The sequence below is a fragment of the Hymenobacter telluris genome (assembly GCF_017313265.1).
Classification (GTDB): domain Bacteria; phylum Bacteroidota; class Bacteroidia; order Cytophagales; family Hymenobacteraceae; genus Hymenobacter; species Hymenobacter telluris.
The window spans coordinates 174,866-193,323 of record NZ_JAFLQZ010000004.1 but is presented as its reverse complement, the minus strand read 5'-3'; the positions used below and the strand labels follow the sequence as shown (position 1 = coordinate 193,323).

The 18,458-nt window shown below is 57.8% G+C and carries 17 protein-coding genes; 4 read left to right on the top strand and 13 right to left on the bottom strand.

Annotation, left to right across the window (positions count from 1 at the left end; translation table 11 throughout):
* Positions 1 to 19 precede the first annotated feature (19 nt).
* Complete coding sequence (locus tag J0X19_RS08220) at positions 20 to 1,285, bottom strand: BaiN/RdsA family NAD(P)/FAD-dependent oxidoreductase (RefSeq protein WP_317194759.1); 1,266 nt, start codon at positions 1,283 to 1,285, stop codon at positions 20 to 22.
* 113 nt (positions 1,286 to 1,398) lie between these two features.
* Positions 1,399 to 2,268: a Rossmann-fold NAD(P)-binding domain-containing protein gene (locus J0X19_RS08215; protein ID WP_206983756.1), complete on the bottom strand. Its 870-nt coding sequence runs from the start codon at positions 2,266 to 2,268 to the stop codon at positions 1,399 to 1,401.
* A gap of 390 nt (positions 2,269 to 2,658) precedes the next feature.
* On the opposite strand from J0X19_RS08215, the gene J0X19_RS08210 reads away from it, so the two are divergent.
* A complete protein-coding gene (locus tag J0X19_RS08210) occupies positions 2,659 to 3,534 on the top strand; it encodes an SDR family oxidoreductase (protein WP_242582294.1) in 876 nt (291 codons plus the stop codon).
* 157 nt (positions 3,535 to 3,691) lie between these two features.
* Here the strand turns inward: J0X19_RS08210 and J0X19_RS08205 are convergent, their stop codons facing one another.
* Both J0X19_RS08205 and J0X19_RS08200 read right to left on the bottom strand, forming a co-directional pair.
* Entirely contained in the window at positions 3,692 to 4,561 is an 870-nt protein-coding gene (locus J0X19_RS08205) for a DUF1571 domain-containing protein (protein WP_206983755.1), read from the bottom strand.
* 147 nt (positions 4,562 to 4,708) lie between these two features.
* On the bottom strand, positions 4,709 to 5,008 hold the full coding sequence (locus J0X19_RS08200; RefSeq protein ID WP_206983753.1) for a hypothetical protein: 300 nt from the start codon (positions 5,006 to 5,008) through the stop codon (positions 4,709 to 4,711).
* Positions 5,009 to 5,176: 168 nt separating this feature from the next.
* Here J0X19_RS08200 and J0X19_RS08195 point away from each other — a divergent pair, with 168 nt between their 5' ends.
* On the top strand, positions 5,177 to 5,932 hold the full coding sequence (locus J0X19_RS08195; protein WP_206983751.1) for a glycosyltransferase family 2 protein: 756 nt from the start codon (positions 5,177 to 5,179) through the stop codon (positions 5,930 to 5,932).
* 103 nt (positions 5,933 to 6,035) lie between these two features.
* On the opposite strand, the gene J0X19_RS08190 is transcribed toward J0X19_RS08195, so the two are convergent.
* From J0X19_RS08190 to J0X19_RS08180, 3 genes are all read right to left on the bottom strand, one after another.
* The gene (locus tag J0X19_RS08190) at positions 6,036 to 7,325 is read right to left on the bottom strand and encodes a metal-dependent hydrolase family protein (protein ID WP_206983750.1); all 1,290 of its coding nucleotides are present in this window, start codon (positions 7,323 to 7,325) and stop codon (positions 6,036 to 6,038) included.
* A 63-nt stretch (positions 7,326 to 7,388) separates the two neighbouring features.
* Positions 7,389 to 7,994: a hypothetical protein gene (locus tag J0X19_RS08185; RefSeq protein WP_206983748.1), complete on the bottom strand. Its 606-nt coding sequence runs from the start codon at positions 7,992 to 7,994 to the stop codon at positions 7,389 to 7,391.
* Between the two features lie 62 nt (positions 7,995 to 8,056).
* Positions 8,057 to 10,315 (bottom strand): S46 family peptidase, encoded by a 2,259-nt coding sequence (locus J0X19_RS08180; RefSeq protein ID WP_206983746.1) that lies wholly within the window; start codon positions 10,313 to 10,315, stop codon positions 8,057 to 8,059.
* 615 nt (positions 10,316 to 10,930) lie between these two features.
* On the opposite strand from J0X19_RS08180, the gene J0X19_RS08175 reads away from it, so the two are divergent.
* Both J0X19_RS08175 and J0X19_RS08170 read left to right on the top strand, forming a co-directional pair.
* Positions 10,931 to 11,578 carry a sulfite oxidase-like oxidoreductase gene (locus J0X19_RS08175; protein ID WP_206983744.1) on the top strand — a complete coding sequence of 216 codons (648 nt, stop codon included), beginning with the start codon at positions 10,931 to 10,933 and terminating at the stop codon, positions 11,576 to 11,578.
* On the top strand, positions 11,575 to 12,315 hold the full coding sequence (locus J0X19_RS08170; RefSeq protein WP_206983741.1) for a ferredoxin reductase: 741 nt from the start codon (positions 11,575 to 11,577) through the stop codon (positions 12,313 to 12,315). The genes J0X19_RS08175 and J0X19_RS08170 overlap by 4 nt, the downstream gene beginning before the upstream one ends.
* Positions 12,316 to 12,575: 260 nt before the next feature.
* Here J0X19_RS08170 and J0X19_RS08165 read toward each other — a convergent pair whose 3' ends face one another.
* The 6 genes from J0X19_RS08165 to J0X19_RS08140 form a co-directional block, all read right to left on the bottom strand.
* A complete protein-coding gene (locus J0X19_RS08165) occupies positions 12,576 to 13,103 on the bottom strand; it encodes a YkvA family protein (protein ID WP_206983740.1) in 528 nt (175 codons plus the stop codon).
* A gap of 176 nt (positions 13,104 to 13,279) precedes the next feature.
* Positions 13,280 to 13,714 (bottom strand): contact-dependent growth inhibition system immunity protein, encoded by a 435-nt coding sequence (locus J0X19_RS25235; RefSeq protein WP_206983738.1) that lies wholly within the window; start codon positions 13,712 to 13,714, stop codon positions 13,280 to 13,282.
* A 24-nt stretch (positions 13,715 to 13,738) separates the two neighbouring features.
* The gene (locus J0X19_RS08155) at positions 13,739 to 14,932 is read right to left on the bottom strand and encodes a hypothetical protein (protein ID WP_206983736.1); all 1,194 of its coding nucleotides are present in this window, start codon (positions 14,930 to 14,932) and stop codon (positions 13,739 to 13,741) included.
* Between the two features lie 115 nt (positions 14,933 to 15,047).
* The gene (locus tag J0X19_RS08150) at positions 15,048 to 15,896 is read right to left on the bottom strand and encodes a type 1 glutamine amidotransferase (protein ID WP_206983734.1); all 849 of its coding nucleotides are present in this window, start codon (positions 15,894 to 15,896) and stop codon (positions 15,048 to 15,050) included.
* 218 nt (positions 15,897 to 16,114) lie between these two features.
* Positions 16,115 to 17,212 (bottom strand): carboxylate-amine ligase, encoded by a 1,098-nt coding sequence (locus J0X19_RS08145; protein ID WP_206983732.1) that lies wholly within the window; start codon positions 17,210 to 17,212, stop codon positions 16,115 to 16,117.
* Positions 17,213 to 17,349: 137 nt separating this feature from the next.
* Positions 17,350 to 18,384 (bottom strand): ATP-grasp domain-containing protein, encoded by a 1,035-nt coding sequence (locus J0X19_RS08140; RefSeq protein ID WP_206983730.1) that lies wholly within the window; start codon positions 18,382 to 18,384, stop codon positions 17,350 to 17,352.
* Between the last annotated feature and the right edge of the window lie 74 nt (positions 18,385 to 18,458).

Here is an 18,458-nt window from a genome sequence, read left to right as displayed (position 1 = left end):
CTCAGCAGGATGGCTTTTTTTATGGCTGTGGGTTAAGTATCACAGCTGGCTGAGCCATAGCGCGGCCCGCCAGATACCCCGTGGTCCAGGCGGCTTGGAAGTTGAAGCCGCCGGTGATGCCATCAATATCCAGCACCTCGCCGGCGAAGTAGAGGCCCGGTACGCGGCGGCTCTCCATGGTCTTCATGTTGATTTCGCCAAGCACTACGCCGCCGCAGGTCACAAACTCGTCTTTGTAAGTGGTTTTGCCGCGCACGGGCAGGGCGGTGTTGAGCAGCGCCTCAATGAGGCGGTTTTGCGGTTTGGCAGGTAGCTCGTTCCAGCGCACTTCCTCGGTCACGCCGGCTTGCTCGGTGAGCGTCCGCCACAGGCGCTGCGGCAACCCAAACAGCGGGTTGGAGGCTACCACTTTCTTGCCGTGTTGTTCCCGGAACTCGCGCAGATAGTGCCGCAGGGAGTCGTCGGTATGCTCTGGGAGCCAGTTGATAAGGGCAGTGCTTTGGTAGCTCAGCTCGTGTAGGCGGCGGGCACCCCAGGCCGAGAGCTTGAGCACCGCCGGGCCACTCACGCCCCAGTGCGTCACCAGGATAGGGCCTTCGTACTCCAGCTTTTCGCCGGCTACCCGCACCCGCACGTGCGGCACGCTCACGCCCGGCAGCTCCCGCAGCGGCGACTCCGGCACGTTGAACGTAAACAAGCTCGGTACCGGCTCCTGAATGCTGTGCCCTAAGGCCCGCAGCCACGCATATTGCTCGGACTTGGGCGCACCGCCGGTAGCAATCAGCAATTTATCGACCAGCATCTGGCCGGGGTGCGCGCCCACTAGCTGCAAGCGGAAGCCACCGTCAGGCAGCGGCTCAATCTGTTCGGGCGAAGTTTGGGTAAGGAGTTGCACGCCGGCTTTACGCGCTGCATCCAGCAGGCACTGGGCAACAGTTTCCGACGAATCGGTAACGGGAAACATACGGCCGTCGGGCTCGGTTTTGAGGCGGACGCCCCGGCTCTCGAACCAGCGGATAGTGGCTTGCGCATCGAACTGCCGAAACGGTTTTTTAAGCTGTTTGGCCCCGCGCGGGTAGTGCAGTACGAGTTGCGCCGGGGTATCGGCGGCATGCGTCACGTTGCAGCGGCCCCCGCCCGAAATCCGCACTTTGCTGAGCAGCTTGCCGGTTTTCTCAATCAAATAAACGGTCAATTGCGGGTTAGCTTCGGCACAGGCAATGGCCCCAAAAAAACCCGCTGCGCCGCCACCCAGCACGGCTACCGTATTGTTTGCATCCTTCACGGTTGCAAAGATACGGCGGGATGAGGGAGGATGATTAGGGGAGAGGATGAAAGGATGATTGGATGCCTCCTCTACATCCAATCATCCTTTCATCCTCTCCCCCAATCATTGAATCAGCAATACGCCAGCGCCGCTACTAAATCGTCGTGGCGGAAGTGGTAGTTGGTGGTTTGGCGCAGGAGGGTGGTGTCGATGGTTTTGCCGCTGTTAGTGGCGGGCTCAGTGCTGAAGGTGGGAGCTTCCAGGCCCAGGTGGGCGGCGGCGGCCGGGTAAAAGTCGCGGCGGGTAGGATGCTGGGCGGCGCAGGCATTGAACGTGTAGCCCCACACTTTCTCGCGGATAATATGGCGCAACAGCCCGATACAGTCGTCGAGGTGAATCAGATTGACGGGGGCATTGCCTTGCTTTAGCTCGTGCCGACCAGCCAGGAACCGCCCAGGCGGCCGCTCAGGGCCGATAAGGCCGCCCAGGCGCACAACCGTAGTAAGCCACTGCCCGCGCCGCGGCGTAAACTGGCCTTCGGCGCGCAACAGGTCGGAAGGAGCGTCGGGCGAGGAAAGGGCGTCGGCTTCGCGCATGGTGCGCGGCTCATCGGGATACACGCCGGTTGAGCTAACAAACAACACATGCCGTACGCCGGCTGCTGCCACGGCGGCCCCCACCGGGCGCAACAGGGTGGGGTAGGTGCCCGCGGCGGCGGCGCGGGGCGGCACGTTAAGCACCAGCACGTCTACGTCGTGGAGCATGGCGTGCAGGGAGTCGGCATCGGTTTGCGAAAACTCGGGACCTAACCGCAGCAGATACGGCCGGATACCGGCGTCGCGCAAGGTCAGTAATTGAGCAGGGGTGGTAGTCGAGCCGTTGACGGTGTAGCCATCGGCAACCAGGGCTTGCGCCAAGGGCAAACCCAGCCAGCCACAGCCCAAAACAGCAATGGTGGAGGTTGGCCTGGGAGCAGTAGCAGAGAGAGAGTTCGTTGTCATGCGAGGTAAAGGTGAGGAATTTTCCTTCGCGCCGTAAGAAGCAGTAGAACGCTGCCGCCCGGCAGTGCCGCTCAAGTAAGGCTAGTTAAGAGTTTTTTCGAACTTGGTCTTGCTCTACTATCGTGGCAGCCAAGGATAACCAGGTAGCTGAACGGTAGCGAAGAGCCGGCAGATTGTAATAGAGGTATGTTTTAGTGGTAGCGGGCTTGCTTCCCGGGGCGCAATTCTGAAAACATTACTGCCGTAACAGGAAGGATAGGGGCGCGGTAAGAAACCAGCCGACCTGTGCTGAACAGTTACTGGAATAAGCCCTTTATTTGAGCGGCGAAACAACCCGCCGTGTGCAGCCGCTTACTGGCACCTTACACCTTTCCCACTATTCCCTACCCAATGTCTTCCCATCCCTACGCCCAACCCATGCTCCGCGACAACGCACTCCAAGGCAAAACCATCGTCGTGACGGGCGGCGGTACCGGCCTGGGGCGCGCCATGACCACCTACTTTTTGCAGCTGGGGGCCAATGTGGTGATTAGCAGCCGCAAGCTCGACGTGCTGGAAAAAACCGCCGAGGAGCTACGCCAGCAAACCGGCGGCAGCGTACTGGCCGTGCAGTGCGACGTACGCAAGTACAACGAAGTAGAGGCGCTGCTCGAACAAACCATTGCCACATTCGGCGGGGTAGATGTGCTGCTCAACAACGCAGCCGGCAACTTTATCAGCCCCACGGAACGCCTGAGCCACAAGGCGTTCGACGTAATTGTGGACATCGTGCTGCGCGGCTCCTACAACTGCACGCTCGCCTTCGGGAAGCGCTGGATTGCCGACCAGAAACCCGGCACCATCCTCAATATCGTTACTACCTATGCCTCCGTCGGCTCAGCCTATGTGGTACCCTCAGCCGCTGCCAAAGCCGGCGTGCTGGCCATGACCCGCTCCTTGGCCGTGGAGTGGGCCAAATACGGAATCCGTTCTAACGCCATTGCGCCCGGTCCGTTCCCCACTGAAGGCGCCTGGAGCCGCCTCTTTCCCGAGCCGCTTGCCAAGAAGCTCGACCCCGCCGCCAGCGTCCCGCTCAAGCGCGTCGGCGACCATCAGGAGCTAGCTAATCTGGCGGCCTACATGGTGTCGGATTTCGCGGCCTACATGAACGGCGAGGTAGTAACCCTCGACGGCGGTGAATGGCTGAACGGCGCCGGCGAATTCAACAAGCTCGAAGCCATTCCGGCCCCCATGTGGGACGAAATCGAAAAAGCCATGCGTCGCTGAAACGCGGATTTTGCAGATTAGTCGGATTCCGCGGTTTTTGTGGACGATTCAGGGCTGATGCTATTTAACGAAACAGGCTTGCCATATTGGCAAGCCTGTTTCGTCTACAATCGTCCACAAAATCCACGGAATCCGACTAATCTGCAAAATCCGCGTTCTACAGCTTGTAGTCCGGGTAGTCTTTGGTGAACTCGGCGGCAGGAATGGGCTGGTTGGCCACGATGTCGCTGAACTCGAACTTTTCGAACAGGCCTTTGTCGTCGTGCACTTCCACTACCGTGGGCAGCATCAGCTTCTGATCGACGCAGACGAGGGTGCGGCGGCCGTAGCTATTGGGCACTTGCAGCGTCTGGCCCACGGCAATGGCTTCGCCGGGGTCTAGGCCGTTGCGTTCCATTACGCGGTACTCGCCGCACCCAAATTTATCGGCAATGCGGGCGGGCGTGTCGCCAGCTACGGCTTTGTAGGTCACGTACTTGAACTGCGGAAACGAGGACACCAGCACGTAGCAGGCCCGGCCCGCCACGGTGGAGTCGCCGGTGTAGCGGAAACTCCGCTCGAAGCTATGGTCGCGGCGCTGGGCGGAGCCGTGGATAAGGTCGGAGATGGTGCCAAACCCGGCATCAAGGGCACTGTGGTGCTGGTTTTTGCGCATGATAGAGCCGTTGGGGTCCAAGCTCAGCGTCACGTAGGGGAAGCTGTTGGGGTACACCCAGGCGTCGCCGTCGTTTTGGCCGCTTACCCACAGCACCTCAATGCCTTTGGCGTTTTTGAGGTAGATGCGTTGCGGGCTGAACGTCATCTTCATAAGGGTGCGCGCCTGCTGATATTTGCCGTTGCTGAGGCGCTCCTGGGCGCGCACGTTGCAGCGCAGCGTCTTCAGGTTTTCGATGGAACTGCTCAGCCGGCTCATCAACTGCTCGGTGGTCATTCGGTCGGCGGCGGGGACAGGAGCGGAGGCCAGCGCGGCTCCTAGCACCGCGGCACTCACAGGCAAAAAGGCCACAAGCCGAAAAAAACGCGTCATAGTATAGATAAGCGAAAACAAAGGGTACTACACGGCCGCCTTTACATAAACCGCGCCGACTTGGTGGTGAACTAGTGCTGGGTGCGTTTAGCCGGAGTAACCGAAGAACAGATAGGAAGTCAAGCTACTTATTTCGTCTCTTCTCACCTAATTTAGGCTGATGCGCGGGAAACGGGCATGCGCGCTGTCGAAGAGAAACAGTTCATGGATTTCCACCTTGGTAAAAAACGGATAGAGCGGAAATTTCTGTACCGCATCCCGAATGACTGCCTCATTCTGCCCGCTCATGGTCACCCAGCCTTGGGTACGGTCGGCGCTTATGGCGTAGGTTTCCACCACATTATCTTCCATCAACTGGTTGATAAAGGCGCGGTGGCGGGGAATGAGGGCTATAAAATCTTCAGAGAAAACCACTGGCAGATGCAGCGTAACAACGAACTTAGCCATAGCTGGAGCTTGAGTGCCAACTAACGCCTGGCAGCGTATAAAGTTGACAGCAGATAGGGCAGGGGGCAACTTTTTCCAGTTTCTACCAGAATAAGAGGGAGCCCCGCCGTTGGGGAGCCTTCCGAGGCCAGCATGCTGCCGGCCGTTTTACTTCTTGCACTACCTGCTATGCACTTCACGGTTATCACACCGACCTACAACCGCGTCCAGTTTTTACCTGAAGCCGTGGCCAGCGTCCGCGCCACCATCACGGCTCCGCTCGACATTCAATACGAGCACCTGATTCTTGAAAACGGCAGCACCGACGACACCGCCAACTGGCTGAACACCGCCACCGAAAAAGACGGCCCGGTGCGCGTCATCAGCCAGCCAACCAAGCTGGCACCCGGCCCCGCCCGCAACCTGCTGATCCGTGAAACGCCCGCCGACGCCTGGCTGGTCCCCCTCGACGACGACGACGTGCTGCTCCAGCGCTGCCTCTACCACTACGCCGACCTCGTGCAGCGCCACCCGGGTCAGCCGTGGTTTGTGGCTGATTTTCTGCGGGTTGATGAAGAGCGGCGCTACCTGCCCAGCGAAGATTACTACGCCTGGCGCTTCGAGTCCACTACCGATATGCTCAAGGCCATCTTTAAAGCCGAGCACTTCATCCAAGGCAATGTATGCTACTCGCGCAGCCTGTTTGAGAAAGTAGGCGGCTACGACGAGACGATTGAAATGGCCGAAGACCTCGACCTGTATGTGCGGTTCCTGCTGGCCGGCCACCTGCCCATTATTTCGCCCCACATCAGCCACCTGCACCGCTTCCACACCAGCAACGTCAGCATCGGGGTAGATGCCGACAAGCACGGCGCCGACCTGCGGGTTATCTACGACAAGTACGCCGAGCAGCTACAGGCGCTAGGCGTGGAGCGGCCGGGGTAAAACACCGGTATACTACTGTCATTCCGAGCGGAGCGAGGAATCTAGGTGAAACGGTATCAACGACTTCATCCAGATTCCTCGCTCCGCTCGGAATGACAGGTGGTTACCTCACTTCCACGCCGCCTTTCAGCACCAGCTTTACCTGCCGGAGGGCGGCTACGTCCTGGGTTGGGTCGCCGGCTACGGCCACGAGGTCGGCGAGGAGGCCGGGCTGGATGCGGCCCCGGTCGGGGAGCTGGAAGATGCGGGCGTTGCCGCTGGTGAAGCCACGTAGCACGTCGAGCGGCGTGAAGCCATATTCGCGGACGAGTAGCTCGGCTTCGCGCACATTGTCGCCGTGCGCGAATACGCCCACGTCGCCGCCCATAGCGAGTTGCACGCCGCTTTGGCGGGCCAGCTTCATGCTTTCCCGTTTCTGGCGAATACGCTCGGGTTCCGGGCCTTGGCCTTTGTGCCAGCCACGATATTGCGAAATGGCGTCGCCGGCCGCAACGGTAGGGCAGAGCGCCACACCGCGCTGCTTCATCAGCTTGAACACGTCGGCGGTGCCGTTGTCGCCGTGCTCTATAGTTTGCACGCCGGACAGGGTGGCGCGGCGCATACCTTCGGGCGTGCTGGCGTGAGCCACTACCGGGCGGCCGGCACTGTTGGCCGTTTGCACAATTAAGTTCAGCTCGTCCTGCGAGAAAGTAGCGCGGCTGGGCTCGTTCGGGCCCCAACGGTAGTCGGCGTACACCTTGATGACGTCGGCACCTTTACCGATTTGCTCCCGCACCGCCCGAATGATGCCATCCACGCCGTCGGCTTCCTGGGCACCCTGGGGTACCTCCACGTCGGCGGAAAGCTTAGGGCCGTAGCTGCCGGTAGCTACGAGGGCACGGGTGGCAACCAGCAGGCGCGGGCCCGGAATGACGCCTTGCTCAATGGCCTGCTTCAACCCAACATCGGCATAGCCGGCACCTTCGGTGCCTAAGTCGCGGGCGGTAGTGAAGCCGGCGGCCAGCGTGGCGCGGGCGTGCGCCGTAGCCCGCGCCACCCGTAGCGCCTCTGATTCTAGTAATACCTGGTCGTTCCAGGGCGTTTCGTTGTAGGGGTGCAGCAGCAGGTGCGAGTGGCCCTCAATCAGCCCCGGCAGCAAGGTAAGGCCCGGCAGTTCCAGTGTGCGGGCACCGGCCGGGGCCGTTAGCTGTGCGGCTGGTCCTACGGCCCGGATCCGGTCGTTTTCCACCAGCACCACCCAGCCAGAGTGCAGCGTCTCGCCATCGAAAACGGCGGCCGGTCGGAGCAGGAGCAGTACGGTGGCAGCGGTGGGCGGTTGGGTAGGTGCTGGCGGTGCAGCAAAAAGAGCGGCGCTTCTCAGATAACAACCTAGAGTAGCAACCAACAAAGCCATTCTAAAAACAGTAGCTCGCAGGAACAGTAGATTCATAAGTGAAAATGTGACAGTTGCTTGCGTTTACTGTTGTGTGGGTAAACAAGGAAAGGTTTCCGTGCCTAGGATAATCTGCTGCAAAACCGATGCTAGCTGTTGGGTAACGGCGTAGCTGGGTAGGCTTATAATGGAGTGAGAGGATTTATTGCGAAGTGAGAATTCCAACCGGGCAAGCTCACCATAGCCAGTATTAAGGTGAACCAGCTTTGCTTCAATACCAGTCACATCTTCGAACCGCACACCCGGAACTGGAGTTGTCCGCCACCAACCATAAACAGGTGGTAAGGTTATCCAGCGGGTAGTGGTGTCTATAATGAAATCGGGTGCTATGTGCTGACTGGCATTTACGCGCCGGTTAACATAGAACAGCATATAGCCGCAGGCAATAATGCCTATCATCAAGAACGGAATCCAAATCCAGAAGCCGTGTAGAAAAACGACGCATAGGCACACCAAGCATAAAATTATTCCAACAAACGGGGCGCATCCAAACGGCAGCGCCACTTCCGGGTCAATAATTCCAGTAGTAATGAGTAGCGCGGAGGTAGTATAGCGAATTCGTAAAGAGGACAAACCTGGAATCAATTGAGTGAGACTCTGTAGCTCCGATAATACTTCAGGTGAAAACATAAAAGAAAAGACGAACCCTGCCTTAAGGCAAGGTCCGTCTTTCTAAATCGTCAGGCAAGAAGCTACGCCGCCGTTTTCGCGTTGGCTTTCTTCACTTTCACCTTCTTCACTTTCTTGCCCGATTCTGGTTTCACGTCGTTCGGATTGTCAACCAGGGTCATTTCGTTGACCAAGTGCTTGGCGCCGGCGAACTTATCCACCACAAATAGCATGTAGCGTACGTCCAGCGTGATGTTGCGCACCCGGTCGGGGTCGAACATGATGTCGGACATGGTGCCCTCCCAGTTCCGGTCGAAGTTGGTGCCAATTAGCTCGCCGCGGCCATTGATGACGGGGGAGCCGGAGTTGCCACCGGTGGTGTGGTTAGTGGCAATGAAGGCCACGGGCACGCTGCCTTTGTATGCGTAGGGGCCGTAATCCTTGGTCTGGTACAACTCAGCAAGACGAGCCGGAACTTCAAACTCGGGGTTGGTAGGGTCGGCCTTTTCCATGATGCCGTCGAGGGTGGTGTAGAACTCGTACTGGGTGCCATCAGCGGGCTGGTAGGGCTGCACCTGGCCGTAAGCGACGCGCAGGGTGGAGTTAGCATCGGGGTAGAAGGTGCGCTCGGGCTGCTGCTGGCGCAAACCGGCCACGTAGGTACGCTGGAGTAGCGCAATGTTGTCGGTGGCGGCGGTGTAGGTGGGCAGAATGGCCGTGCGGTAGTTGCTGGTGATGGCGGAGGCCAGCTTGGCAGCCGGGTCGTCGAGCAAGGCACGGGCGTTGCCGTTGGCCACTTCATCGAGCAGGGCCTGGGCGCTTTCGTTGCTGGTCAGGCGCGAGGTAGAATACAGCTGGTTCACGTAGGTGGCCCAGCCTGCGGCGCCCGGAAATTGCTTGGGCAGCGCCTTCACGTAGGCTGGAAGCAGTGCGGTGGGCGTGCCGGTGGCGTAGAGCGGCAGCAGCGCGACGGCTACTTTCCGGTCGGTGGGGGCGCTGTAGTTGCGGAAGAAATTGGCGGTGCCTTTCTTGGCTTTCTCCACGGCCGTGGCCAGCTCGGCGGCGGGTACCTTGTTTTCCACCATTTCGGCCAGCGGCAACAAGCTGTTGGTCACAGCAATCAGTTCGATGCCGAGGGCGGCTTCGGTTACGTAGTCGCGGGCCAGGGTGTAGTCGCGGGCGGCGGTGTAGCTGCGCTGAAGCTGCGGCAGGAGGGTGCCATAGGCGGCTTTGCGGGCTTCGTCGCCGCTGTTGGCCCACTGCTGAAACACCGTCTCCTGCTGCTGCTTGCGGGTTACGGCGTCCAGCTTTTTCAGGCCCCGGTTCTCGCCAATCCACTTTTTCCAGTAATTGGCAATGCTGGCGTACTTGGCCGCGTACTGAATCCGCACTTTGTCGGAAGCCGCCATGTCAGTATTCAGCACCTTCAGCTTAGCGTCGCGCACCTTGATTTTGGCGGGGTTCGATACCGAGTAGGTTTCCTCCACGCCCCAGCTGGTCAGGTACTCGTTGGTGCGGCCCGGAAAGCCGAACACCAGCGTGAAGTCGCCGGGCTGCACACCAGCCAGCGAGATGGGCAGGTGATGACGCGGCTTAAAAGGCACGTTGTCTTTGGAGTACGCCGCGGGCTTGTTGTCGGGGCCGGCGTAGATGCGGAAAATGCTGAAGTCGCCGGTGTGGCGGGGCCAGGCCCAGTTGTCGGTGTCGCCACCGAATTTACCGATGCTGCTCGGCGGCGCGCCCACCAGCCGGATGTCCTGAAACACCTCGGTTACAAACATATAGTATTCGTTGCCGTTGTAGAACGGCCGGATAAACGCTTGGTAGTGCGTGCCTTGCACGGCGGCCTGCGCCACGCGCTGGATGTTGGTTTGCACCAGTTTCTCGCGGTCCACTTCCTGCACGTTGGTTTTCGGTACGCCCATCAGCACCTGGCTGGTTACGTCCTCCATGCGCACAATAAACGTAGCCGTCAGGCCCGGATTGGGTAGTTCCTGCTCCCGGTTCATGGCCCAGTAGCCCTTGGTGAGGTAGTCATTCTCCACCGACGAATGCTGCTGAATCTGGCTGTAACCGCAATGGTGGTTGGTGAGCAGCAGCCCCTCGGCGCTGATGATTTCGCCGGTACAGCCGCCGCCAAACTGTACCACTGCATCCTTGAGGCTGCCTTGGTTGACGCTGTAAATCTGTTCGGCGGTGAGTTTGAGGCCTTTTTTCTGCATGTCGGCCTCGTTGAGCTGCTTGAGCAGCAACGGCAGCCACATGCCTTCGTCGGCGCGGGCTTGGGGCGTTAGGGTAAGAAAGGCAAGGACCAGCAGCGCCAGCCGGGAAAGGGTGTGCATAGAGCGTGAATTTTGGAAGTAGTAAGCAGCTAACACCAATCCGGGCCGCATAGCTGCATCCCGCCTCCCATGAAGTAAATAAGCGCCTGCCCGTGAGCCAGCCGCCAAGTAAACGCCTCGCCGCAGGCTAAGGCTACACAAAGCTACTCACTGATTTTTCGAATCTGACGGCCCTGATAGGAGTATTACCTGTAATTATTGTTTGCCCCGCACAATGTGAAAGAAGCCGAGCAGGTTAGAGCAAAATGCTAATGGTCTAATTTTCCTCAAATTAGGAGAGGAGGTAGTTGAGAATCATTGCTTACTCAGAACGTCATGCTGAGCGCAGTCGAAGCATCTCTACCGCCAAACTAATTCTCTGTCGTGAAGACGAAGCGGTAGAGATGCTTCGACTGCGCTCAGCATGACGGGTTTTGGCTTGGTGTTCTCTTTACAGCTATAGACTTCGATTTTTCCTATTGCTTGTCAAGAGGAAGCTAGCTACGGCTTCATAAGTTGGATTAGTATCCTTACCTGATTGCTATGTACTTTGCCGGGCAGCACATTGCCGCTGCTTTTCATAGGTAAAGTGCGCCCACAACGGCCTAGCTTGTTCTCTTATAACTTCCTTCACGCATGGCATTCATCAACAAAGGCTTCCAAGCCAAGCGGCCCACCGATGGCGCGCACAAGCTGCCACCGGGCCAATACGAAACCAAGGATTTTCCGGTACTCACGGCCGGCCCCACACCGCGTATCAATCTGGCCAATTGGGAGTTTCGGCTGGAAGGAGCGGTGGAGAATCCAGTGAAATGGAGCTGGAACGAGTTCAATGCGCTGCCGCAGCAGAGCTTCAACCCCGATATTCACTGTGTTACGAAGTGGTCGAAGTTCGACACCAAATGGCGCGGCGTCAGCCTCGATACGCTGCTGGAACACGTGCAGCTCAAGCCGGAAGCACAGTTCGTCATGGCGTTTTCCTACGGCGGCTACACCACCAACCTGCCCCTCGCCGATTTGCGCGACGGCAAAGCTTTCATCGGGCTGGAATATGAAGGCAAGCCGCTAACGGCCGAACACGGTGGCCCGGCCCGGCTGGTGGTGCCGCATCTCTACTTCTGGAAAAGCGCCAAATGGGTGCAGGGGCTGCGCTTTATGGCCCAGGACGAGCCTGGTTTCTGGGAGGACGCCGGCTACAGCATGTACGGCGACCCGTGGAAGGAGCAGCGCTACGGCACCGACGACGACGAACCCGAAACTTCCACCACCAGCTTCCGCCTGTGAGCCGGCTGGATTGGCAAATAGGCACCGTAGTAGCCATCAAGCCCGAAACGCCGCGCGTCAAAACCTATACGCTGCGCCTGCCCCACTGGACGCCCCACCGCGCCGGCCAGCACTACGACCTGCGCCTCACCGCCCCCGACGGCTACCAAACCGAGCGGAGCTACTCCATTGCCTCGCCCCCGGAGCAAACCGGCGAAATTGAACTCACCGTCGAGCTAATCGAGGAAGGCGAGGTATCGGGCTACCTGTTTGAAGGAGTGGCAGTGGGCGACCAGCTGGAAGTGCGGGGGCCGATTGGTGGCTACTTTGTGTGGCCGGCCAAGGCGCCTGATGCCCCGTTGCTACTGGTAGGCGGCGGCTCGGGCGTGGTGCCGCTGATGGCTATGCTGCGCCACCGCCAACGCGCCGGGCTACGCAATCCGGTGGTTTTGCTGTTCAGCGTGCGTAGCCCCGAGGAGGTGATTTACCAGAACGAGCTGGAAGCCCAGGCCCAAACGGACCCAGCCTTCACGCTACTGCTCACCTACACCCGCCAAGCCCCCGCCAACTGGACCGGCTACCAGCGCCGCCTCGATGCTGCCATGCTCACCGAAGCCGTAGCGCATCTGCCCGGCCCACCCCAGTGCTATATCTGCGGCCCAACTGGCCTGGTTGAAAGCGCCGCCACCCTACTCCAAGCCCAGGGCCTCCCCGACGATGCCATCCGTACCGAACGGTTCGGCCCAACGGGAAGCTAGAAGGCAGCGTGTTTTCCAGGCTGTCATGCTGAGCGAAGTCGAAGCATCTCTACCGAACAATGCTATTGCAACGAAGCGGTAGAGATGCTTCGGCAAGCTCGAGAAGGTCGAGGCAGAAAGAAGAACGTGGTTGGTTCGAAGCGGTAGAGATGCTTCGGCAAGCTCAGCATGACGGGCTTTATAAAAAGTTCTGATAAGCAAAAATGCCCAACCAGCTACGGTTGGGCATTTTTGGTAATAAGGAAAGGAATCGACAGGGTTTACGAGTGACCCATTTCGGCTACGGCCGGCGCATTTTCGGCGTTGGTGTTGGAGGCGGCGTAAGCGGGTTGCGCGGAGGCGGCCGGAATGTCGTCGGTTTCGTCGGTGGCGTGGGTTTTCTCCCACTCGCGGAAGCGGCTGATTTCGCCCTGGAATTTCTCCACAAACCAGCTAATCAGCGCCAAATCATCTAGGAAGCCTACTACGGGCACGAAATCCGGCACTAAGTCAATCGGCGAGAGGGTGTAGAGCAGCACCGCCAGCCCCGACACGATAGTGCCGGTTTCCACTTCGCGGTAGCTGCCGCTGATGTAGTTGCGCACCAGCCGAATAAGGGTGCGGGCCACGTCGAAAACCTGCTTAAACTTGTTGTCGCCACTTTCTTTGCTGGCGAGCTTGTTGGCTACCTCGTTCAGCACCAGCACCGCCCGAAACGGACGCCCCAGCAGCTTGCCGGCGCGGTTGAGAAATACACTGAAGAGTGCGTTTTTAGAGATGGAAAGCCCTTTTTCGAAGAGAGAATTCATATGATGAAGTTTTCTTCGGGCTTACGCGGGTAGGGTGAAGGGGGTTATACTGCTGTAATAACAGTAAAGTGCTTTGCGAGGGTAGATATTGAGCAAACTTCAGCCGCGCCTTAGCATTGGTGTCTTACTTGCTGTTTATAGTTAAAAACTAATGTTTCTATTCTACAGAGTGGTTATTAGCTCACATTCAGCCTGTTGAATTTTTCGAAACTGTCTATGATTTCTTTAAAAACAGTTTTAGTAATCGACTTGCCTACTCTTTTCTCAATTGAAGGAAAGTTGTTTCTATAGAGTTTATTCAATCTGCGATGAATAATGGGATTTCTCAGCCAGTAAGATCTGTCAACTCGTAGAATATTTTGAAGCAAATCCCCCGGATAAAAGTTGCCTTCAGCCATTATATTTTGTTTCAGTTGGTCGAAGGCTATTGGTATAAGTATATCGAGGCTAATGTTTTGACCTATCATTATGCGCAAGTCTTCGACGGTAAAATCTTGGAGAGGCTTTTTCCTTAGACCATGGCATGTATTTACTAAATATGAGTCATAGGTCGGCTCGTCCCAATACTCATTTTCTATTTGTTCAAGTGATTGTTCTGTGTCTACCTGCATAGGATAATTTTTACTCTTATAACCTCATCCCCGCTCAAACAACGGTGAGGTACCGCCGACCCAATCCTTGTCCTTGTTGAAATTGACGCCAATCATTTCGCCGCGGCTCATGCGGCCTAGGCCGGTGAGTAGGCGGGGCTGCGCAGCATCGGGAAACCAGACGTAGAGCAGCCGAATTTCGCACTTCACCAGCCCATCCGGTGACTGGATGGCGGGCTCGTAGGTCACTTTGCGTTGCAACAGATAGTTCTGCTTGTCGGGGAGGGCGTCGAGGTCGGCGGCGGTGACGTGCAGGCGCACGCCCGCGCCGGCAAAGGAGAAGAGGGGCTTCAGCACGTAGTTTTCCAGGTCGGCGGGGTAGGTGCTAAGCTCGTGCAGGTAGTAGCTGGGCGGCGAGTAGGCGCTTTGGATGAGCGGCAGTGTGTACTTGCTGATGCGGAAAAACCAGTTGGGATGGCCTACCCAGGTTACGTCCACGTCGTCGGTGAGATGGTATTCGCTTTGCAGGTCGGGGTAGCGCTCCAACTCATCGAAGATGATGCGGTTGTAGATGCGCTTAATCTGGATTTCGCGGCCGTCTTTCTCGTAGAACAGCTGCCGGCCACGCTTCCGAATCTTGGTGATACACACCGCTTCAATGCCCCAAAACTGCTTGGTCAGGGCGAAATCAACGCGGGTTTTCTGCTTCTCTGGAAACAGCTCCAGCAGAATGGTTTCCTCCGCGGGCCCGTCGCCGAGCAGCAATTCGCGCATTTCGGCCTTGTACTCGGCATCCGTCGTTACGTTGAAGTAGGGCGTTACTTCTTCAGCTACGTCGAAGTGGTCGGCGTACAGGCCGGGCTGCCAGGTCTGGAAGGCGTAGAGCGACGGAAAGCCCTGCATTTCAATGAGCTGCGGCTCCAATTCGCCCTGCGCGTCGCGGCAGACAGCAAAGTCGAAAGTGAGAAAGGTGGGGTGCGCATCCTCGTTGGGTACCCGCTGATGGGGCGGAATAGCCGCCTCGGTTAGCTGCTTGAAGTCGGGCCGCTGAATCACCCGAATGATGTCGTCGCCGGCCTGCACCAGCTTGTCGCGCAGCTGAGCCGGCACGAAAATCGGGGTTTCAGCCAGCCGGAATTCCAGTTGGCCCGGCAACTGCCGTTCCACATCGGCCAGCATTTCCTGGTAGCGTTCCGGCGTAAAAGTCTGGTTGTAGCGGGCTCGGTATTCCGGAATCATAGTGGAGAGAGGAGGTTAATGAAAAAGGTTGTCATTCCGACGCAGGAGGAATCTGGCTTAAGCTGACCAACGAATTATACTCAGATTCCTCCTGCGTCGGAATGACAAACCTAAGTTAAAACGTAACGCCAGCGGGTTGCTGCTCTGCCGCCAGTGGCTCTAGGGCGGCTACGGCTTGCTGTAAGAAGGTCGGGACGATGATGGATTCGGTTAGCTCGATGGTGTTGGGGTCCTGGAGCAGGCGCACCATTTCCTCGTACTTCGCCTCGCCGTGGTTGGCAATGATTTGCTCGCGCTTCTCGTCGGTTTGGAAGTGGCGCAGCATGCCTTCGCCGTCGGCCTCGGGGTGGAACTGGGTACCAAAAATTTCAGGAGTGAAGCGCAGCGCCATCAGCGCCCGGTCGAGGGGAACGTGGGGCCGTTCTTTCTCCATGGCCAGAATTTCGATGCCTAGCTCCCGCAAGCGGGCTTCGTTCGGCTCGGTAATCTGGTAGTCGCGCGAGTCGACTGAGAAAAACGGCTCCGGTAGCGTATGCAGTAGCGGGTCCTTCTGGCCGGCTTCGGTGCGGTGCATGGGGAAGATGCCGAACGACGTGGATTTGCGCTTGCTGAGCAGGCCAACTTCCAGGTGCCGGCTTACCAGCTGGAAGGAGTGGCAAATCAGGAAAACGTGCTTCTTGCGGGCCTGCGCCTGATTCCAGGCAAACAACCCGTCAATAAGCGCGAAGTAAGGTTTTTCCCAGGCTTCATCGGTAGGCAAGGGGCTGCCGGGGCCGCCACTGGAAATGTAGATATCGTAGCTTAAATCGGGTAGCTCGGTGTTGGCCCGCACGTTGAACACGTCGTAAGCCAGGCTAACGTGGCTGGTTTCCTGGGCCCGGCGCACCAGTTGGAGAATACAGCGCATTCCCTCGTTGGGGAAATTGTTGTACATGTCGAGAATGGCAATTTTTAAAGACTTCATACAAGGACACCCGCTGCAAAAACGGGGTTTTTCAAAAACAACAATCAACTTTTCGCCCAGCAACGAGGCTGGGTAGGAAAAGGCAAAAGTACGAAGAAGTCAGGTGGCAAGGAGCTATAGTGGTAATAATCAGGCGGTCATTCCGGCTCCGAAGGAATTGAGTTATTCCGTTCAACGGTTTGTGCTCAAATTCCTCGGGCGGCGGAATGACCGCCTGACTACAAGCCGTAGCTGGTTTCACCAACAATGAAATCCACTACTTTTTTGAGGTCGTTGGTTTCGCGGAACACCTTCAACTGCCGGTCGGCACCGGTGCCCATAGCCAGCATGGTATGGATGTACTCCACCTCATGGCGGCTGCCTAGCTCGTCGAGCACGTCGTCTACAAAGTCCAGTAGCTCCAGTATCAGCTCCCGGGTTGGCACTTCCGTTTCCTTGCCGAAGTCAATCATTTTACCGTCGAGGCCGTAGCGGGCGGCGCGCCATTTATTTTCGTTGATGAGGACTTTGCGGTAAAGCCGGAAGTTGAGGTTCTGGCTTTTCAGCTTGTAGATTTTGGCTACCAGTGCCTGCATCACGGCGGCTATGGCCACGGTTTCGTCCACGCGCAACGGCATGTCGCAGATGCGGTACTCGATGGTGTCGAAGAAGGGGTGGAGGCGCAAGTCCCACCAAATTTTCTTGCCGTTGTCAATACAGCCCGTTTTTACCAGCAGCGCAATGTACTCGTCGTATTCGCTGGCACTGCCGAAATGCTCGGGAATACCCGTGCGAGGAAACCGCTCGAACACCTTGGTCCGGAACGACTTATAGCCCGTTTCGCGGCCTTCCCAGAACGGCGAGTTGGTGGACAACGCAAACAAGTGCGGCAGAAAATACCGGAGCGTATTCATCACATACACGCCCAGGTCCCGGTTTTCCAGCCCGATGTGCACGTGCATCCCAAAAACGAGGTTGGAGCGGGCGGCTTCCTGCAATTCTTCCACAATCTTGTCGTAGCGGGCATCCGGCGTGATGGGCTGGTCCTGCCAACGCGAAAAGGGGTGCGTGCCGGCGGCAGCAATTTTAAGCCCCACTTTATCGGCCAGCTCAATCACCATCCGGCGCAGGTGCGTGACCTGCTCCCGCGCCTCCGTAATGTTGTGGCAGATAGTGGTGCCGACTTCCACCACCGACTGGTGCATTTCGGCCTTTACCTGCTCCTGCAACACCACTTTGCCGCCCTCCACAATCTCCGACATGTGGGAGCGTAGGTCGCGGCTTTCCGGGTCGATTGTTTGAAATTCTTCTTCTATTCCGAGCGTGAATTCAGGCATAGCTACGTGGTGGATGAGTGGTCAGGAACTACCATTCCGACGAAAAAGGAATCTGAATGAAATCGGTAAACGATTATTCTCAGATTCCTTTTTCGTCGGAATGACAGATATAATGAATTAGATGGCAGTGACTTACACTACTCGGGCTTGGCCTCAGTGGCTTTTTTAGCGGGAGCTTTCTTGGCGGCAGCGGCCGGCGCCTTCTTGGCCGGAGCAGCGGCCCCACCGGCCCCGTTGCGCACAAACGTGCCCCAGGTCAGGTTATCCTGGCCGGGCTTCTGCGCCTTGGCGCGGCTGATGGCCAGGTTGGCCGCCGCTTCCACCACCCACTCGAAGTTCTGCTGACCCACCGAATGCACGTCGGCATCGGGGGCGGGGTTGCCGAAGTCGATAGCCAGCGGAATACCGTCGCGCACGGCAAATTCCACGGTGTTGAAGTCGTAGCCCAGGCCCTGGTTGAGCTTGAGCACGTAGTCTTTCATGGTGGCCAGCAGCTTCTTACCGGCGGCGCCCGTTGTTTTCATTTCGGTGTCGTAGCGCAGGTGCGGCTGGTTGCGGGGCTCGTAGGGCATAATCAGCACTTCCTTGCCCCCGATGCAGTAGCAGCGGAAGTAGTCGGTGAAGTCTACGGCTTCCTGGAGCAGCATTACCAGCTGGCCGGTTTCGTCGTAGGCACGGTGGAAATCGTGGATGTTGTCGAGCTTGTACACGCTCTTCCAGCCGCCGCCGGAGTGAGGCTTCATGTAGGCCGGGAAGCCGATTTTGGCAAACGCCTCATCCCAGTTGGTCCATTCCAGGTTGCGGAACGAGTTGTGGCTGGTGTCGGTGGGGCGCTCCTTGGAAGGCAGCAGCAACGTTTTGGGCACTGGTACGCCGAGCTGCACAGCCAAGGCGTTGTTGAAGAACTTCTCATCGGCCGACCACCAGAACGGGTTGTTGATAACGGCTGTGCCGCCCAGCGCGGCATTCTTGAGGTAGGCCCGGTAAAACGGCACGTCCTGCGAAATCCGGTCGATGATAACGGCGTAATCCGTTGGCACGGCCTGCTCCACCTGTCCAATTTTGACGAATTCGGCCATGATGCCGTTGCCGCCGGTTTTCTGGTTTACCCGGTCGACGAAAGCCTGCGGGAAGGTGTTTTCCTGTCCGAAGAGGATGCCAATTTTTTTCATAAGCGGGACCCGGTCGGAAGAAACCGGGCAAGATTAAAGTGGAAAGAGGTAAGGTTTTAGAGCCAAGATAAGAG

Excerpts from the sequence above, each read along its gene's own strand:
- J0X19_RS08190 (WP_206983750.1), bottom strand. The coding sequence starts at position 7,325 with ATGGCTTTGTTGGTTGCTACTCTAGGTTGTTATCTGAGAAGCGCCGCT.
- J0X19_RS08195 (WP_206983751.1), top strand. The coding sequence starts at position 5,177 with ATGCACTTCACGGTTATCACACCGACCTACAACCGCGTCCAGTTTTTA.
- J0X19_RS08155 (WP_206983736.1), bottom strand. The coding sequence starts at position 14,932 with ATGATTCCGGAATACCGAGCCCGCTACAACCAGACTTTTACGCCGGAA.
- J0X19_RS08200 (WP_206983753.1), bottom strand. The coding sequence starts at position 5,008 with ATGGCTAAGTTCGTTGTTACGCTGCATCTGCCAGTGGTTTTCTCTGAA.
- J0X19_RS08180 (WP_206983746.1), bottom strand. The coding sequence starts at position 10,315 with ATGCACACCCTTTCCCGGCTGGCGCTGCTGGTCCTTGCCTTTCTTACC.
- J0X19_RS08140 (WP_206983730.1), bottom strand. The coding sequence starts at position 18,384 with ATGAAAAAAATTGGCATCCTCTTCGGACAGGAAAACACCTTCCCGCAG.
- J0X19_RS08215 (WP_206983756.1), bottom strand. The coding sequence starts at position 2,268 with ATGACAACGAACTCTCTCTCTGCTACTGCTCCCAGGCCAACCTCCACC.
- J0X19_RS08185 (WP_206983748.1), bottom strand. The coding sequence starts at position 7,994 with ATGTTTTCACCTGAAGTATTATCGGAGCTACAGAGTCTCACTCAATTG.
- J0X19_RS08165 (WP_206983740.1), bottom strand. The coding sequence starts at position 13,103 with ATGAATTCTCTCTTCGAAAAAGGGCTTTCCATCTCTAAAAACGCACTC.
- J0X19_RS08150 (WP_206983734.1), bottom strand. The coding sequence starts at position 15,896 with ATGAAGTCTTTAAAAATTGCCATTCTCGACATGTACAACAATTTCCCC.
- J0X19_RS08210 (WP_242582294.1), top strand. The coding sequence starts at position 2,659 with ATGTCTTCCCATCCCTACGCCCAACCCATGCTCCGCGACAACGCACTC.
- J0X19_RS08205 (WP_206983755.1), bottom strand. The coding sequence starts at position 4,561 with ATGACGCGTTTTTTTCGGCTTGTGGCCTTTTTGCCTGTGAGTGCCGCG.
- J0X19_RS25235 (WP_206983738.1), bottom strand. The coding sequence starts at position 13,714 with ATGCAGGTAGACACAGAACAATCACTTGAACAAATAGAAAATGAGTAT.
- J0X19_RS08145 (WP_206983732.1), bottom strand. The coding sequence starts at position 17,212 with ATGCCTGAATTCACGCTCGGAATAGAAGAAGAATTTCAAACAATCGAC.
- J0X19_RS08175 (WP_206983744.1), top strand. The coding sequence starts at position 10,931 with ATGGCATTCATCAACAAAGGCTTCCAAGCCAAGCGGCCCACCGATGGC.